This is a genomic window from Paraburkholderia sp. CI2 (assembly GCF_014201055.1).
GTDB lineage: Bacteria > Pseudomonadota > Gammaproteobacteria > Burkholderiales > Burkholderiaceae > Paraburkholderia > Paraburkholderia tuberum.
The window spans coordinates 248,663-265,445 of the sequence record NZ_JACHDL010000006.1; the positions used below are offsets into that span (position 1 = coordinate 248,663).

Annotated in this window: 17 protein-coding genes and 1 tRNA gene; 11 read left to right on the forward strand and 7 right to left on the reverse strand. The window is 64.0% G+C overall.

Going from position 1 to position 16,783, the window contains the following annotated elements:
* Positions 1-74 precede the first annotated feature (74 nt).
* Positions 75-1,442, forward strand: a complete 1,368-nt coding sequence (ffh, locus tag HDG32_RS11720; protein WP_090801921.1) for a signal recognition particle protein — start codon at positions 75-77, stop codon at positions 1,440-1,442.
* Between the two features lie 157 nt (positions 1,443-1,599).
* The gene (locus tag HDG32_RS11725; protein WP_008923084.1) at positions 1,600-2,151 is read left to right on the forward strand and encodes a hypoxanthine-guanine phosphoribosyltransferase; all 552 of its coding nucleotides are present in this window, start codon (positions 1,600-1,602) and stop codon (positions 2,149-2,151) included.
* Between the two features lie 96 nt (positions 2,152-2,247).
* Here HDG32_RS11725 and HDG32_RS11730 read toward each other — a convergent pair whose 3' ends face one another.
* Positions 2,248-2,847, reverse strand: a complete 600-nt coding sequence (locus tag HDG32_RS11730) for a MarC family protein (RefSeq protein ID WP_184066867.1) — start codon at positions 2,845-2,847, stop codon at positions 2,248-2,250.
* A gap of 12 nt (positions 2,848-2,859) precedes the next feature.
* Positions 2,860-4,596 (reverse strand): proline--tRNA ligase, encoded by a 1,737-nt coding sequence (locus HDG32_RS11735; RefSeq protein WP_184066870.1) that lies wholly within the window; start codon positions 4,594-4,596, stop codon positions 2,860-2,862.
* A gap of 300 nt (positions 4,597-4,896) precedes the next feature.
* On the opposite strand from HDG32_RS11735, the gene HDG32_RS11740 reads away from it, so the two are divergent.
* Positions 4,897-5,646, forward strand: a complete 750-nt coding sequence (locus tag HDG32_RS11740) for an RNA pyrophosphohydrolase (protein ID WP_184066873.1) — start codon at positions 4,897-4,899, stop codon at positions 5,644-5,646.
* 76 nt (positions 5,647-5,722) lie between these two features.
* Complete coding sequence (locus HDG32_RS11745) at positions 5,723-6,280, forward strand: CNP1-like family protein (RefSeq protein WP_184058542.1); 558 nt, start codon at positions 5,723-5,725, stop codon at positions 6,278-6,280.
* Positions 6,281-6,413: 133 nt separating this feature from the next.
* Here HDG32_RS11745 and proB read toward each other — a convergent pair whose 3' ends face one another.
* The 4 genes from proB to rplU all read right to left on the reverse strand — a co-directional run bounded on the left by proB (position 6,414) and on the right by rplU (position 9,558).
* Entirely contained in the window at positions 6,414-7,532 is a 1,119-nt protein-coding gene (gene proB, locus HDG32_RS11750) for a glutamate 5-kinase (RefSeq protein WP_184066875.1), read from the reverse strand.
* A 69-nt stretch (positions 7,533-7,601) separates the two neighbouring features.
* Positions 7,602-8,723, reverse strand: coding sequence for an Obg family GTPase CgtA (gene cgtA, locus HDG32_RS11755; RefSeq protein WP_184051016.1), 1,122 nt, complete (start codon positions 8,721-8,723; stop codon positions 7,602-7,604).
* 237 nt (positions 8,724-8,960) lie between these two features.
* Complete coding sequence (gene rpmA / locus HDG32_RS11760; protein WP_008923994.1) at positions 8,961-9,221, reverse strand: 50S ribosomal protein L27; 261 nt, start codon at positions 9,219-9,221, stop codon at positions 8,961-8,963.
* A gap of 25 nt (positions 9,222-9,246) precedes the next feature.
* Positions 9,247-9,558 (reverse strand): 50S ribosomal protein L21, encoded by a 312-nt coding sequence (rplU, locus tag HDG32_RS11765; RefSeq protein ID WP_007180329.1) that lies wholly within the window; start codon positions 9,556-9,558, stop codon positions 9,247-9,249.
* 285 nt (positions 9,559-9,843) lie between these two features.
* Between rplU and HDG32_RS11770 the strand changes: the two genes are divergently transcribed.
* Both HDG32_RS11770 and HDG32_RS11775 read left to right on the forward strand, forming a co-directional pair.
* Positions 9,844-10,836 carry a polyprenyl synthetase family protein gene (locus HDG32_RS11770; RefSeq protein ID WP_184066879.1) on the forward strand — a complete coding sequence of 331 codons (993 nt, stop codon included), beginning with the start codon at positions 9,844-9,846 and terminating at the stop codon, positions 10,834-10,836.
* A 49-nt stretch (positions 10,837-10,885) separates the two neighbouring features.
* Positions 10,886-10,962 (forward strand) — tRNA-Pro (locus HDG32_RS11775).
* 17 nt (positions 10,963-10,979) lie between these two features.
* Here the strand turns inward: HDG32_RS11775 and HDG32_RS37230 are convergent.
* Positions 10,980-11,093, reverse strand: coding sequence for a hypothetical protein (locus tag HDG32_RS37230; RefSeq protein ID WP_409340021.1), 114 nt, complete (start codon positions 11,091-11,093; stop codon positions 10,980-10,982).
* Between the two features lie 199 nt (positions 11,094-11,292).
* On the opposite strand from HDG32_RS37230, the gene HDG32_RS11780 reads away from it, so the two are divergent.
* The 5 genes from HDG32_RS11780 to coaE all read left to right on the forward strand — a co-directional run bounded on the left by HDG32_RS11780 (position 11,293) and on the right by coaE (position 16,730).
* Positions 11,293-12,504 (forward strand): HlyC/CorC family transporter, encoded by a 1,212-nt coding sequence (locus tag HDG32_RS11780; protein WP_409340022.1) that lies wholly within the window; start codon positions 11,293-11,295, stop codon positions 12,502-12,504.
* Positions 12,505-12,651: 147 nt separating this feature from the next.
* A complete protein-coding gene (locus HDG32_RS11785; protein WP_184066885.1) occupies positions 12,652-13,908 on the forward strand; it encodes a GspE/PulE family protein in 1,257 nt (418 codons plus the stop codon).
* Complete coding sequence (locus HDG32_RS11790; protein WP_184066888.1) at positions 13,905-15,143, forward strand: type II secretion system F family protein; 1,239 nt, start codon at positions 13,905-13,907, stop codon at positions 15,141-15,143. The genes HDG32_RS11785 and HDG32_RS11790 overlap by 4 nt, the downstream gene beginning before the upstream one ends.
* A gap of 27 nt (positions 15,144-15,170) precedes the next feature.
* Complete coding sequence (locus tag HDG32_RS11795) at positions 15,171-16,112, forward strand: A24 family peptidase (protein ID WP_184066891.1); 942 nt, start codon at positions 15,171-15,173, stop codon at positions 16,110-16,112.
* Between the two features lie 3 nt (positions 16,113-16,115).
* Positions 16,116-16,730: a dephospho-CoA kinase gene (coaE, locus tag HDG32_RS11800; RefSeq protein WP_184066894.1), complete on the forward strand. Its 615-nt coding sequence runs from the start codon at positions 16,116-16,118 to the stop codon at positions 16,728-16,730.
* The last annotated feature ends 53 nt before the right edge of the window (positions 16,731-16,783 follow it).

A 16,783-nucleotide genomic window follows, 5' to 3' on the forward strand; every position in this document is an offset into this window, starting at 1 on the left:
GTTTACACTAGGGCCCTACTCCGCGACGTCTTGCGCTTCGCGCGCTGCGCGGGCCCCACCGTTCATCGCTCCCCATGCTCGACAATCTGACTCAACGGATGGCGCGCGTCGTCAAGACGCTGCGCGGCGAAGCCCGGCTCACCGAGGCGAACACCCAGGAAATGCTGCGCGAGGTGCGTCTCGCACTGCTCGAGGCCGACGTGGCGCTGCCCGTCGTGCGCGAGTTCATCGCGAAGGTCAAGGAGAAGGCGCTCGGCGAAGAAGTGATCTCCAGCCTGTCGCCGGGTCAGGCGCTCGTCGGCGTCGTGCAGCGCGAACTGACCGCGGTGATCGGCGGCGATTACGAAGGCAAGGCCTCCGAGCTCAATCTCGCCGTCGCGCCGCCCGCGATCATCCTGATGGCGGGTCTGCAGGGCGCCGGCAAAACGACCACGGTCGGCAAGCTCGCCAAGCTGCTGCGCGAGAAGTACAAGAAGAAGGTGCTGACCGTTTCGTGCGACGTCTATCGTCCCGCCGCCATCGCGCAGCTGAAAACGGTGACCGAGCAGGTCGGCGCGGACTTCTTCCCGTCGGAGCTGAACCAGAAGCCGGTCGACATTGCCCGCGCCGCGCTCGACTGGGCCAAGCGCCATTATCACGACGTGCTGCTCGTCGACACGGCCGGCCGTCTCGGTATCGACGAGGTGATGATGAACGAAATCACCGCGCTGCACGCCGAGCTGAAGCCGGCGGAAACGCTGTTCGTCGTCGACGCGATGCTCGGCCAGGACGCGGTCAACACCGCGAAGGCGTTCAGCGACGCGCTGCCGCTCACCGGCGTCGTGCTCACCAAGCTCGACGGTGATTCGCGCGGTGGCGCGGCGCTCTCGGTGCGTCACGTGACGGGCAAGCCGGTCAAGTTCGTGGGCGTCGCCGAAAAACTCGACGGCCTCGAAGTGTTCCACCCGGACCGCATGGCGAGCCGGATTCTCGGCATGGGCGACATTCTCGCGCTGGTGGAGGAAGCGCAGCGCGGCGTCGACGTGCAGGCCGCGCAGAAGCTCGCCGACAAGGTCAAGAAAGGCGGCGACTTCGACCTCAACGATTTCCGCGCCCAGCTCACGCAAATGAAGGGCATGGGCGGCCTGTCGTCGCTGATGGACAAGCTGCCCGCGCAGTTTCAGCAAGCCGCGGCCGGCGCCGACATGAGTCAGGCCGAGAAGCAGATGCGCCGCATGGAAGGCATCATCAACTCGATGACGCCGGCCGAGCGCGCCAAGCCCGAACTGATCAAGGCGACCCGCAAGCGCCGCATCGCCGCGGGTGCGGGCGTGCAGGTGCAGGAAGTCAACCGCATGCTGAACCAGTACGAACAGATGCGCACGATGATGAAGAAGCTCAAGGGCGGCAACCTGCAGAAGATGATGCGCGGCATGAAGGGCATGATGCCCGGCATGCGCTAAGCTTGATGGGACCGGCGCGCGCTCGCGCCGAATGCGGCGCGGCTGACTTCGGCATCGTGCGGGTTTATTCTGTAGCGCATTGCGCCGTCCCTCGCGGGAACGTCCCTCGGGACGTTGCCACTCACACTATGTATACAGTTACCGTCCGTCAGACGTCATGAACCGCGAAGAAGCCCTCCATATTTTTCAACACTCCGAAGAGATAGTTTCGGCCTCGGACGTCACTGCGTCGATCGCCCGCATGGCGGCTGCCATCCGCGACGAGATGAGCGAGGACTTCCCGCTCGTGCTGTCGGTGATGGGCGGCGCCGCGGTATTCACCGGCATGCTGCTGCCGCACCTCGATTTCCCGCTCGAGTTCGACTACATCCACCTGACGCGCTACCGCAATACGACGAAGGGCAGCAACGAGATGCAATGGCGCGTCGCGCCGGCGGAGTCGGTCAAGGATCGCGTGGTGCTCGTGCTCGACGACATCCTCGACGAAGGCGAGACGATGGCCGCAATCCGTGACCGCATCCTCGCGATGGGCGCGAAGCGCTTCCTGTCCGCGGTGCTGTGCGAGAAGATCATTCCGAAGGCGAAACCGCTGCGCCCCGATTACTGCGGCTTCGAAGTGCCGGACCGGTACGTGTTCGGCTGCGGGATGGATGCGAAGGGCTACTGGCGCAACCTGCCGACCATTCGGGCGTTGACCGAGGGAGCGTGAGCGGGGCATCCGCCCGCCCTACCGGCGAAAAAAAGCAGCCTGCCTGGCTGCTTTTTTATGGCTGCGACGGTGGCAATGCGCGCACCGGCTCGCGTTTCACAGCTTGTGCACGAAAGAGCGGATTCCACCGAGCATCATCTCGACTGAAATCGCGACGAGCACGAGCCCCATCAGCCGCTCGAACGCCGCCATCACACGTTCACCGAGCCACGCCTGAATGCGCTCGGCGAGCATCAGCACGATCGCACAGATGATCATCGTGACGGTCAGCGCGCCGACCCACTCGAACGTCTTGCCCGGCGCCTGCGAGGTCAGCAGCATGACCGTCGCCAACGCCGACGGACCCGCTAGCGCAGGAATCGCGAGCGGCACGATCAGCGGCTCGCCGCCGCGCGCGTCGCCGCCGAACGGACCGTCCGGATGCGGAAACACCATGCGCAGCGCAATCAGAAACAGCACGATGCCGCCGCCGATCCGCAACGACTGGTCGCTGAGGCTCATCATGCGCAGAAAGCTCTGCCCGAGCACCATGAACACCAGCAGGATCGCAAACGCGATCGCGACCTCGCGCAGGATCACGACCGTGCGACGCTCCGGCGACACATCGCGCAGACAGCTGACGAAGATCGGGATGTTGCCGAGCGGATCGGTGATCAGGATCAGCAGCACCGTCGCTGACAGGAAGTTGTACTCCACCGCCCGCTCCGCTTAGTTCGCCAGCGCCGCGCGCACTTTGTCGATCACGGTCTGCGCGGCGTCCGCGACCGGCAGCAGCGTCGCTTCGGCCTCGCGACGGCCCTGATACTCGATCTTGCCGTCCTTCAGACCACGGTCGCCGATCACCAGTCGATGCGGCACGCCGATCAGTTCCCAGTCGGCGAACATCACGCCCGGCCGCTCGCCGCGATCGTCGAGGATCACGTCGATACCGGCCGCGACGAGTTCCGCGTACAGCTTGTCGGCCTGCTCACGCACCGCGTCGCTGCGGTCATAGCCCATCGGGCACAGCACGACTTCGAACGGCGCAATCGACTCCGGCCAGATGATGCCCTTGTCGTCGAAATTCTGTTCGATCGCGGCGCCGAGAATCCGCGTGACGCCGATGCCGTAGCAGCCCATTTCCATCGGCCGAGGCTTTCCGGTTTCGTCGAGACAGGCCGCGTTCATCGCTTCGGAATACTTGGTGCCGAGCTGGAACACGTGGCCCACTTCGATGCCGCGGCAGATGTCGAGCACGCCCCTGCCGTCCGGCGACGGATCGCCCTTCTTCACATTGCGGATGTCGGCGACGACCGGCTCCGGCAGGTCGCGGCCCCAGTTCACGCCGGTGGTGTGATAGTCGACGTCGTTCGAGCCGACCACGAAGTCGCTCATGTTCGCGACCGTGCGGTCCGCAATCACCTTGACCGGCTTCTTCGTGTTGATCGGACCGAGATAGCCCGGCGGTGTGCCGAACGTCTCGACGATCTCGGCTTCCGTCGCCATGCGGAAATTACCGAGGCCCGGAAGCTTGGCCGCCTTGATCTCGTTCAGATCATGATCGCCACGCAGCATCAGCAGCCAGATCGTCGGCTCGGCGCCTTCGTTCTCGGTGGCGAGCACGACCGACTTGATCGTGCGTTCGAGCGGAATGTTCAGCAGTTCGGCAACCGCCTCGCACTTCGCCTTGCCGGGCGTCGCGGTCTTCTTCATCTCTTCTGCCGGCGCCGCGCGCTCTGCGATCAGCGGTAGCGCTTCGGCCGCCTCGACGTTCGCGGCGAAATCGGAGGTCGGGCAATACGCGATGTCGTCTTCACCGGTGTCGGCGATCACATGGAACTCATGCGAGCCGCTGCCGCCGATCGAGCCGTTGTCGGCCGCCACCGCGCGGAAGTCCAGACCGAGGCGCGTGAAGATGCGCACGTACGCGTCGTACATCTTGCGATACGACTCGCGCAGACCCTGCGCGTCCTTGTCGAACGAGTACGCGTCTTTCATGATGAACTCGCGGCCGCGCATCACGCCGAAACGCGGACGGATCTCGTCGCGGAACTTCGTCTGGATCTGATAGAAGTTGACCGGCAGTTGGCGATAGCTCTTGATCTGATTGCGCGCGATGTCGGTGACCACTTCCTCGTGCGTCGGGCCCATCACGAAATCGGCCTGCTTGCGGTCCTTGAAGCGCAGCAGCTCGGGACCGTACTTCTCCCAGCGCCCCGATTCCTGCCACAGTTCGGCCGGCTGCACGGCCGGCATCAACAGCTCGATGGCGCCCGCCCGGTTCATTTCGTCACGCACGATCGCTTCCACCTTGCGGATCGAACGCAGGCCGACCGGCAGGTAGTTATAGATACCGCCCGCGACGCGACGGATCATGCCCGCGCGCACCATGAGCTTGTGGCTGATGATTTCGGCGTCGGCGGGCGCTTCTTTGAGAGTGCCGATAAAGAAACGGGAAGCTTTCATTCAAGGTGTCCAAAAGCGGCGGCTTCCGGTAGGACCGCCAGAAAAGGGGAAAATGAGGGAAATCGACACAGATCCGCGGCGAAGCCGGCAGGGTTCGCCCGACTGGCGGCGCCCTGCCCCCGTGCGGCGCCGAAACCGCCGCGCAAAGCCTCTCTCACAAGGGATAGGCACGGAAAACCGACAGGCTACCGCAAACCCGGGCCTATTGCGGCGAATCGCTCCATTCTTATGCGATTCGGTGCGTAGGGTCCGTTATCTGTTTATAATCAAAGCAATTTTAAAGGATTCGAAGGTGGTTGTATGCTGGATCGTGAAGGCTTTCGCCCGAACGTCGGCATCATCCTCTTGAACGCGCACAACGAGGTGTTTTGGGGCAAACGACTCCGTGAACATTCCTGGCAGTTTCCGCAAGGGGGCATCAAATATGGTGAGACCCCCGTGCAAGCGATGTATCGGGAGTTACACGAAGAGACCGGGCTGCTTCCTGAGCACGTCAAGGTGATCGGTCGCACGCGCGACTGGTTGCGTTATGAGGTGCCTGACAAGTTCATCAAGCGCGAAGTACGCGGTCATTACCGCGGCCAGAAACAAATCTGGTTTTTGCTCCGGATGGTAGGACGCGACTGCGACATCTGTTTGCGCGCCACCGACCACCCTGAGTTCGATGCGTGGCGTTGGAACGAGTATTGGGTGCCGCTCGACTGTGTGATCGAGTTCAAGCGGGATGTGTATCAGTTGGCGCTAACGGAGCTGTCCCGTTTCATGCGCCGGCCTGCGCCGCGTGCGGAAAAACCTGGCGGGCATCATGGGTCGCGTTATCCCCGGATAGCGTCGTCGATGCAAAGCCCGCCGGATTCCACGGTAAGCACGGTGGTCACCACCGTCACGACCGTAACTTCGGTCAGCGTCGAAACTTCGACGCACGTGCTGGTCGCGCCGGATTGCGGTCCCGGCTCACTGGATGCCAACATGAGATCGGAGGATGAGCGCGAAACGGCCGAAGCCGACGAGGCCGTCGCCCCGTTAGTACGACGAGGCGTGCGCGATTAACCATTCCAGGCGGCGGCTCGCGCCGCCTCTCTCTGGCGCGGCTTTCGAGCCGCGTCTGTCTCTCGAGGGAAACAGATTGAAAGCACTTGCATTCGCCGTGGCGTGCGTCGCCACAGGCGCCCTGCTGGCAGGCTGTTCGAGCGCCGGCAAACCGACCAACAAAGACGACAGCGAGTTCACCTATCTGCTGGATCGCAAGAGCAACTGGGTTGAAAACAAGGTCGACACGTTGCCGCCGCTGCCCTCCGACGCGAACCTGCTGCCGTTCGAAGTCTCCGGCAATACGCCGCTGCAATTTGCGATCGACCCGAAGTCCGTCAGCGTCGGCGACGACGGCGTGGTGCGTTACACGGTGGTCGTCACGAGCCCGGGCGGTGCGCGCAACGTCAATTACGAGGGCATCCGTTGCGACACGTATGAATGGCGTCAGTATGCGGGCCTGAACGCCGATCACGACGGCTGGGACACGACGGTCGCAAACCCGTTTTCGCGGATAGAAAACGGCGCGCTGAATGCGTACCAGGCCGCGTTGTATCAGGACTATATGTGCGCAAACAAGATTCCGACCGGCAGCGCGCAGCACATCGTCGAGAACATTCGTTACAAGCGCACGCAGACGTCGCAGATTCATTGAGGCCGGTTGCGCGGCGCGCGCCCGACTCAGGCGCCGTTGCTTACCCGTGACGATTAAAAAGCCGTTCCAGCCTGCGCTGGAACGGCTTAATTGTTGGCTCTTCATACGCGCGATATGCGCGCCGCCGCGCAGATCAAAGCACCACGAGATTGTCGCGATGAATCAGTTCGGGCTCGAGCATATAGCCGAGCACTGACTCAATTTCGCCGCTCGGACGCCGCTGGATCAGTTTGGTTTCCGCGCTGCTGTAGTTCGTCAAACCACGTGCGACCTCGCGGCCTGACGCGCTCAGACACGCGATCACCTCGCCGCGCGCGAATGCACCCTGCACACCGACGATGCCGATCGGCAGCAAGCTCTTGCCGCCGGCGGTCAGTTTTTCGACCGCGCCGTCATCGATCACGACGTGGCCGCGCACCTGCAGGTGATCGGCCATCCATTGCTTGCGCGCCGCCATGCGCGCGGTGCGCGCGATCAGTTGGGTGCCGATCGCCTCGCCGGCCGCCAGTCTCACCAGCACGTCCGACTCGCGCCCACTCGCGATCACCGTATTGGCGCCGCTATGGGCCGCACGCTTCGCAGCGAGAATCTTGGTCAGCATGCCGCCGCGGCCGAGGCTCGAGCCCGCACCGCCCGCCATCGCCTCGAGCTCGGGCGCGCCGGCGTCGGCATGCTGGACGAGTGTCGCGGTCGGGTCCTTGCGCGGATCTGCGGTGAAGAGGCCTTGCTGGTCCGTCAGAATGATCAGCGCGTCGCCCTCGATCAGATTGGCAACCAGCGCGCCGAGCGTGTCGTTGTCGCCGAACTTGATTTCGTCGGTGACGACCGTGTCGTTCTCGTTGATGATCGGTACAACTCCGAGCCCCAGCAGCGTGAGCAGCGTGGAGCGAGCGTTCAGATAGCGCTCGCGATCAGCAAGGTCAGCGTGAGTAAGCAGGATCTGCGCAGTCTGGATGGAATGTTCGGCGAAGCGGCTTTCGTACACTTGCGCGAGACCCATCTGACCGACCGCCGCGGCCGCCTGCAGCTCATCGATTTCACGCGGCCGCTTCGTCCAGCCGAGCCGCTGCATGCCCTCGGCGATCGCGCCCGAGCTGACCAGCACGACTTCCTTGCCTTGCGCGCGCAGTGCGGCAATTTGCGCGGCCCAGCGGCCGATCGCCGCATGATCGAGGCCGCGCCCGTCGTTCGTGACGAGACTCGAACCGACTTTGACGACCAATCGCCGTGAATCTGCGATGACGGAACGCATTGTGCGCTGTCTCCCAAGATGACGCGTGATGCATACCGGCACCCGCCGCTGGCGCCGGCGCTCGAGTTGTTATTCCTGCGGATCGGTGCCGGCTTCGCGGGTCGCGGCCGGTACTTGCGTCCCGTCGCGGAAACGCACGTCGGAGGCCAGGTCTTCGGCTTCGGCCGCGCGTTGCGCGTCGGAGTGCTCGGCGAGGTAGTCGAACACGGCGTAGCAAAGATTTTCACAGCCCTGGCCAGTCAGCGCCGAGATCTCGAACACCGGACCGTCCCAGCCGAAGCCTTCGAGGAACGCCGCCACGCGCGCTTCGCGATCGTCCTCAGGCACCATGTCCAGCTTGTTCAGCACAAGCCAGCGCGGCTTCTGATAAAGCTCTTCGTCGTACTTGCGCAGTTCGTTGACGATCGCCTTCGCTTCCGCGACCGGATCGATCGATTCATCGAACGGTGCGATGTCGACGATGTGCAGCAGCAGCCCGGTGCGCTGCAGGTGACGCAGGAATTGATGGCCTAGGCCGGCGCCTTCCGCCGCGCCTTCGATCAGCCCCGGAATGTCGGCAATCACGAAGCTGCGGCTCGGCCCGACGCGCACGACGCCGAGGTTCGGCGCGAGCGTGGTGAACGGGTAATCGGCGATTTTCGGCTTCGCGTTCGACACCGACGAGATAAACGTCGACTTGCCCGCATTCGGCATGCCGAGCAGACCGACGTCGGCCAGCACTTTCAGTTCGAGGCGGACCATGCGGCGCTCGCCCGGCTTGCCGTCGGTCTTCTGACGCGGCGCGCGGTTCGTGCTGGACTTGAAATGGAGGTTGCCGAGGCCGCCGGCTCCCCCTTGCGCGATTTGCACGCTCTGGTTGTGCTCGGTCAGATCGGCGATCAGCTCGCCGGTTTCCATGTCCGTGATGGTGGTGCCGACCGGCATGCGCAGCGTGATGTCATCACCGCCCTTGCCGTAGCAATCCGAGCCGCGGCCGTTTTCGCCGTTGCGCGCCAGATGTTTTTTCGCGTAGCGGTAATCGATCAGCGTGTTGATGTTGCGGTCAGCCACCGCGATCACGCTGCCGCCCCGGCCGCCGTCACCGCCATCGGGGCCGCCGAACGGGACGAACTTCTCGCGGCGCATCGACGCGCTGCCATCCCCTCCGTCGCCGGCGATGACTTCAATCCTCGCTTCGTCAATGAACTTCATGTGTTACTCCGTCCCGTGGTGTACTGCCCGATTCGATGCAGGGGTTGATACTGATTGGATGCTGCTATTTTGCCGCGCGCGCCGCGCGTTGATCAATCGACCGAACGGCATAGTCCGCCGATGAGGAGCGGTCGGCTGCGCGGCTTCGGCGCCAAGCTAAAGAGGCGCCGCAATAAAAAAAGCCCCGCGAACTTCGCGGGGCCTTTTTCCGGTCCTGAAGCCCGTGCCTGATTAAACTCAGGCTGCCGGGACGACAGAAACGGTGTGCTTCTTCGCCGCGCCCTTCGTCGAGAACTGGACGTGGCCGTCCTTCAGAGCGAACAGGGTGTGATCCTTGCCCATGCCGACGTTCTCGCCAGCGTGCATGCGCGTACCGCGCTGACGCACGATGATGCCACCAGCGTTGATAGCCTGGCCGCCGTAAACCTTAACGCCGAGGCGCTTCGATTCGGAGTCGCGGCCGTTCCGGGACGATCCGCCTGCCTTTTTGTGTGCCATTTGATTTGCTCCTTAACCGGTGCGCTTACGCGTTGATCGCGTCGATGCGCAGTTCGGTATAGTTCTGGCGGTGGCCGCCATGCTTCTGGTAGTGCTTCCGGCGACGCATCTTGAAGATCGTCACTTTGGCGTGACGACCTTGCGACACGACGGTAGCCTTGACGGAAGCCCCACTGACCAGCGGCGTACCGAACTTAATCGATTCGCCTTCGCCCACTGCGAGAACCTGGTCGAGCGTGATTTCAGCGTCAATGTCTGCCGGTATCTGTTCTACTTTAAGTTTTTCGCCGACGGCAACCTTGTACTGCTTGCCACCGGTTTTTATGACCGCGTACATTGAGAACCTCACTCTGTATTCATTTTTCCCACGCACCGCGCGCGGAAACCCTCAATTATACATAGAGTTAGCTGCTCGGTCAAAACCTGCTTACCAAACCGTCTACGGTCCGGCTTCGCCCTCCCTCGCAGGCGCTCGCAGATGGCAAACCTGTAACGCGCGGCGCCCCGCAGACGGCCTTGGCAGGCGCCCCGCGCGCCATGCGGACCGCATCCACGCCGCAGCCGACGACCCAGAAGCGCCCCGATCGCCTTATAATTCGCGGCACTACCCAATTCAGCCATCATGTCGTCGACTGCCACCACCTCCCCCAACGTCGCCAGCCTGCTTGCTCCGATCGCCGAAGACATGCAGCAGGTCAATCGCGTCATCCGGCAACGTCTTGCGTCGGACGTGATGCTGATCAATCAGATTTCCGAGTACATCATCAGCGCCGGCGGCAAGCGGCTGCGGCCCGCGCTGCTGTTGCTGGTGGCGGGCGCGCTGGGCGATACGACGGGGCACCGGCACGAGCTGGCAGCGGTCGTCGAATTCATCCACACGGCCACGCTGCTGCATGACGACGTGGTCGACGAGTCCGACCTGAGGCGCGGCCGCCAGACCGCCAATGCGCTGTTCGGCAACGCGGCGAGCGTGCTGGTCGGTGACTTTCTTTACTCACGGTCGTTCCAGATGATGGTCGGCGTGGGCAAGATGCGCGTGATGGAAATTCTGTCGGAGGCGACCAACATCATCTCTGAAGGCGAAGTGCTGCAGCTGTTGAACATGCACGATGCCGACGTCGACGAAGCCCGTTACATGCAGGTGATCCGCTACAAGACCGCAAAGTTGTTCGAGGCGGCCGCCCAGCTCGGCGCGGTGCTGGCCGGCGCGGACGCGAAAACCGAAGCCGCCGCCGCCGAGTACGGTCGTCGCATCGGCACCGCGTTCCAGATCATGGACGACTGGCTCGACTACACGGGCACGGCCGAGTCGATGGGCAAGAACGCCGGCGACGATCTGCGCGAAGGCAAACCGACGCTTCCGCTCATCTATCTGATCGAACGCGGCACGCCCGAGCAGTCGGCGCTCGCGCGCGAAGCCATCGAGCAAGGTGGCACCGACCGTTTCGATACCATTTTCGACGCGATCACGCGCTCGGGCGCGCTGGATCACACGCTCGAGTGCGCGAAACAGGAGGCGCAGGCAGCCGCGGCAGCAATTTCGTCATTTCCCCATTCCCTTTTCAAGGAGAGCCTGCTAGAATTATGCTCTTACTCGACGGCAAGACAGTCTTGAACGAGACTGGAACACCGAATTAGTCTGAATCGAGTCAGCAGTACCCAATCGGGGTGTAGCTTAGCCTGGTAGAGCGCTACGTTCGGGACGTAGAGGCCGGAGGTTCGAATCCTCTCACCCCGACCAGATTTCTCCTTGTTAGCTCAAGGTTCAAAACCGCCGCAGCGTTGCTGGGCGGTTTTTTGTTTTGCGCGGCGCTTTTTTCGTTGCTCTCGTGCTGCCCTTCGCCGCTTTCTTTCCTCCGGCTCGTCAGGCACAGCGCGTACGTTGCCACGTTGTCGTCCTGGCGACGTCAGCCGTCGTCCACACCGGAGCGCGCGGCCCCCTCTGCTATATTCTCTCCATCCTTTCCCTTATTTTTCACGACGCGTGGAACAACTTCCCTTATGGGCGCAGATCGGCGCCGTCCTTCTGCTGCTTGTCTGCTCCGCCTTCTTTTCCATTTCCGAGACAGCGATGATGGCGCTCAATCGTCATCGCCTCAAACATCTCGCCAGCAAGAACACGCTCGGCGCAAAGACGACTCAGGGCCTGCTCGCAACAACCGATCAGCTGCTCAGCGTGATCCTCATCGGCAACAACCTGTTCAACACGATCATTCCGGTACTGACGACATCGCTCGCGCTGCATACGTTCGGCCGCAATAGCCTCGTGCTGTCGATCGCGACCGGTATCGTCGCGTTCCTCATTATCGTGTTCGCGGAGATCACACCGAAGATCGTCGGCGCGACGTTTCCCGAGAAAATCGCGCTGCCCGCGAGCCTGCTGATCGCGCCGTTGATGCGCGTCGCGAGACCACTGATCTGGTTTGTCAACCTGTTCGCGACCGGCATCCTGCGCGTGCTGCACATCAACACGAAGGGCGCGCGCGACCAGCGGCTGTCCACCGAAGAACTGCGCACCATCGTGCTCGAGTCGGGAAGCTTCATGCCCACCAAGCACCGCAGCATCCTGCTGAACCTGTTCGACCTCGAAAACATCTCCGTCGATGACGTGATGATCCCGCGTCGCCGTATCGAGGCCCTCGACTTCAATGCCCCGTTCGAACAGATCCTGCATCAACTGGAGACCTGCTATCACAACAAGCTGATCGTCTACCAGGGCGACATCGACCGCGTGCTCGGTGTGCTGCACGTGCGCAAGACGCTCTCAGCGCTGCACAACCAGGAGCTCGAGCGCGATACCTTGCGCGAGCTGCTCGCCGAGCCGTACTTCGTGCCAAGCGGCACGCCGGTGTTCCAGCAGCTGCAATACTTTCAGGAGAGCCGGCAACGCATCGCGCTCGTCGTCAACGAATACGGCGAACTGCAAGGCCTCGTCACACCGGAAGACATCATCGAGGAACTGATCGGCGAATTCACCACGTCGATTCCGCGTAGCGCCAGCTCGCGCGGCGGCTGGAACGAGGCGGGCGAATGCATCGTCGCGGGAAGCATGCCGTTGCGCGAGCTGAACCGCTGGCTGCAACTCGGGCTGCCCACCGATGGCCCCAAAACGCTGAACGGCCTGATTCTCGAAATCCTCGAAGACATCCCCGACGGCGACGTCTGCGTGCGCATCGGAGACACCAAGCTCGAAGTGATGCGCAGCGACGATCAGGCGATCCGCACCGTCAAGCTTTTCAAACCGCCGTCGCGCACGAAGGCCGGTAAAGCAAGGTCAGGCTGAACTTCGCGCCGCCGCACGCTGATTTACGGTCAGCATCGCACAGGCTCGCGAAACGCGCCATTAGCCGAATGGCCGAATGGCATTCGGACGCCCGCAACCGGAAGATGAAGCCGTCATGTTCTAAAGGCGGTTCATCACCGGTCTCTCATGCAAACACCCTTTGCCACCGCCGCGGCATTGCCGCGCCCACTCGCTATCGACGGCGAATCCAGCACAACGAGTCTGAACGATCCCGACAACGCCCCAGCCGTGCGTCTGTTGACCGACACGTTGCACGAAGCGACGCGGCGCAATGCGTCGGATATCCACATCGAGCCGGCCGAGCATGGCTGGCGTGTGCGCCTGCGTATCGACGGCGTGCTGCATGAAATCCCGCGGCCGCCCGCCCATCTGCGCGACGCGTTCGTCACGCGTGTGAAAGTGCTCGCGCGCATGGACATCGCCGAGCGACGCGTGCCGCAGGACGGCCGGCTACGCCTAGCGACGTCGCCAGGGCGGCTCGAGGATTACCGCGTCAATTCGCTGCCGACACTGTTCGGCGAAAAGCTCGTGCTACGACGGCTCGACGCGTTGCCCACCGATCTTTCGCTCGATTCGCTCGGCCTCGATCCGCGGCAGCGCGAAGCCGTCGACGCCGCGATCCGCGCGCCGCACGGTCTGATGCTCGTCACCGGACCGACGGGCAGCGGCAAGACACTATCGCTGTACTGCTTCCTGAACCTGCTGAATGGCGAGGCACGCAACCTCTGCTCGGTGGAAGACCCAGCCGAGATCCAGCTGGCCGGCATCAACCAGGTCAGCGTGCGCGAAAAAGCCGGACTGACTTTCGCGGTCGCGCTGCGGGCTTTTCTGCGTCAGGACCCGGACGTGATCATGGTTGGCGAAATCCGCGACAACGAAACCGCCGACGTTGCAGTGAAGGCCGCCCAAACCGGTCACCTCGTGCTGTCCACGCTGCATACGAACGACGCGCCCGCGGCCATCGCGCGGCTCATCGACATCGGTGTCGAGGCGTACAACCTTGCCGCCGCGCTGCGCATGGTGACCGCGCAGCGGCTGGTGCGGCGACTGTGCGTCGCATGCCGCGCGCCCGCGCCGCATTCGCCGGCGGCACTCCTCGCCGCGGGCTTTGCCGAACATGAGCTCGACGGCTGGCAACCGTATGCGGCGACCGGCTGCGCGGTTTGTCATGGCATCGGCTATCGGGGGCGCGTCGGCATTCATCAGGTGATGCCCGTCTCCGACGCGATGCGTGAGCAGATCGTCGCAAGCGCGGGCGCGCACGAGCTGGCCCGCCTCGCGCAGATGGAACAGGTCGCGACGTTACGCGACGCGGCGCTTGCGCGCGTGCGCGACGGCACCACGAGTCTCGCCGAAGCGCTCGCCGCCACGGAGGTCGCATGAGTACCGCCGCGCTGTCACCAACCCGGTCCGTCTCAGCCGACCTACGCTTCAGATGGCGCGGCGTCGACGCGGACGGCACGCGCCAAAGCGGCACGCTGATCGCGCCCGACGCGAGCGCCGCACGCACGATGCTCAAACGCGACAACCTCTTTATCGTCGAACTCGCAACGCAAGGGCCGGCGCCACGCCCGAAGACCAGCGCGGCCGCTGTCACGCTGTTCACGCGACAACTGTCCAGTCTGCTGCGTGCCGGTTTGCCGCTCGCGCCCGCGCTCGAACTACTCGCGCAGGCGTCGACGTCGGGTCAGCGGCAAGGCATGCCGCGCATCGTCGGCACTATCGCGCGCGACATCACCGCCGGCCTGCGGTTTTCGGCGGCCTTGCAGCGGCACCCGGCGCAGTTCAATGCGCTGTATTGCCAGCTCGTCGAGGTGGGCGAAGCTGCGGGCGCGCTCGTCACCGTGCTCGCCCGCCTCGCCGACGATCGCGAACGCGCCGCTGCGCAGCGCGCCAAGGTGCGCGCGGCTCTCACCTATCCAGCCGCGATCCTGCTGCTCGCGCTCGTGATAACTGCCGCATTGCTGGTGTGGGTCGTGCCGACGTTCAAGCAGATCTTCGATGGCTTCGGCGCGAAGCTGCCCGCGCCGACGCAGTTCGTGCTGGCGCTCTCGGCGGCCGCCGCGCGCTGGAGTGTGCCGCTGTTCATACTGATGCTCGCAATGAGCTCGGCCATCACGCTCGTGCTGCGTCGTTCGGTAAGCGCGCGCATCCGCTTCGCGCGCCTGTCGCTCGACCTGCCGGTGGCCGGCCCGCTGCTGCGCACGCTGTGCGCGGCGCGCTGGAGTCGCGCGCTTGGCACCTTGCTGTCCGCCGGCACGCCGCTCGCCGACGCATTCGATTCGCTCACTCAGGCGACCGGCAATGCCTTCTTCGATCGCGCGACGGCAAGCATCGCCATCAGATTGCGGCGCGGCGAACGGCTCGCCGCGGCTATGCTCGCGGCCCGCTGCTTTCCTCCCGAAGTCGTGCAGCCCGTTGCGGTCGCGGAGGAATCCGGCGCGCTCGACAGCATGCTGCTCGATGTCGCGTCGCTTGCGGATCGCCAGGTCGACGACAGGATCGGCACGCTATCGAGCCTGTGTGAACCGCTCGTGATCGTCGTGCTCGGCACACTGGTCGGCGGCCTCGTCATCGCGATGTATCTTCCCATTATTCAACTCGGCAACGTGGTGTAGCATCGCAGCCGAATCCACTTCGTCACCATGCAGGCTCCTCTTCCGCTCGTGTCACCAACTTCCTCCAGCCTGCTCGCGGGCTTACTGCCGGGCCGCTTTGCCAGCGACATCGGCCTCGCGCTCGCGAGCCTGCCCGCCGGCGTGCAGATCGCATTCGCGATCGTGCTTGGCCTCGTGATTGGCAGCTTCCTGAACGTGGTCGTGCATCGATTGCCGATCATGCTCGAGCGTGCATGGCGCGCCGAAATCAGCGAGACCACCGACGTGCCGCCGCCCGACCACGGACTGCCCGCGCGCTACAACCTGTGGGTGCCGCGCAGCGCGTGCCCGCATTGCGGCCATGTGCTGAGCGCGTGGGAAAACTTGCCGGTGCTGAGCTACCTGCTGTTACGCGGCCGTTGTTCCGCGTGCGGCACGCATATCAGCGCACGCTATCCGCTGCTCGAAATCGCGAGCGCCGCTTTCGCGGCAGGCGCACTGATAGCGTTCGGCCCGACGCTGATGGCACTCGCCGCGTTCGGCCTGTGCGCGACGTTGCTCGCGATGAGCGCGATCGACGTCGACACGCATTTGCTGCCCGACTCCTTGACGCTGCCGCTGTTGTGGGCCGGCCTGATCGTCAATTTCAACGGCATGTTCACGAATCTGCATGATGCGGTGCTCGGCGCTATCTTCGGATATCTGGCGTTGTGGGCCGTGCATTGGGCGTTCAAGCTCGTGCGTGGTATCGAAGGCATGGGCTATGGCGACTTCAAGCTGCTCGCCGCGCTCGGTGCGTGGCTCGGCTGGCCCGCGCTGCCGCAGATCGTGCTGGTCGCCGCGGTGGCCGGTGCCGTGATCGGCCTCGCGGCGACGTGGCGCGGCCGAATGCGCTTCGAGGAGCCGCTGCCGTTCGGGCCGTTTCTCGCGGCGGGCGGTGTGTTGACGCTGTTTGCCGGCACGCCGCTTTATCTGGCTCTGGGGGGCTGAACCATGTTCGTTGTGGGACTCACTGGCGGCATCGGCAGCGGCAAATCGACGGTGGCCGATCTGTTCGCCGCGCGCGGCGTGCCGCTCGTCGACACGGACGTGATCGCGCATCGCATCACCGCGCCGCATGGCCTCGCAATGCCGCACATCGCCGCCGCATTCGGCGCGCAATTCGTCGCCGCCGACGGCTCCCTCGATCGCGCGCGCATGCGCACGCTCGTGTTCAGCGACGAGATCGCGCGCAAACGTCTCGAAGGCATCACGCATCCGCTGATTCGCGCGGAAACCGAGCGCGAAGAGCGCGAAGCGAAAGGACCGTATGTGATCGTCGTGGTGCCGTTGCTGGTCGAGTCCGGGACCTGGAAGAACCGCGTGAATCGCGTGCTCACCGTCGATTGCAGCGTCGACACGCAGATCGCGCGTGTGATGAGCCGCAACGGCTTCAGCCGTGAGCAGGTGCTCGCAATCATTACGCGCCAGGCCACGCGCGAAGCGCGGCTCGCCGCCGCCGACGACGTGATCGTCAATGACAATGCGCCGCTCGAAGAACTCGAGGCGCAGGTGGACGCTCACCATCAAGCCTATCTGTCGCTGGCGAAGGGCGATGCCGAGTTGTAGCGCGCGCAGACGCGTCGTCACCGGCACATTGAACTTTGCGCGCACGCGGGAGC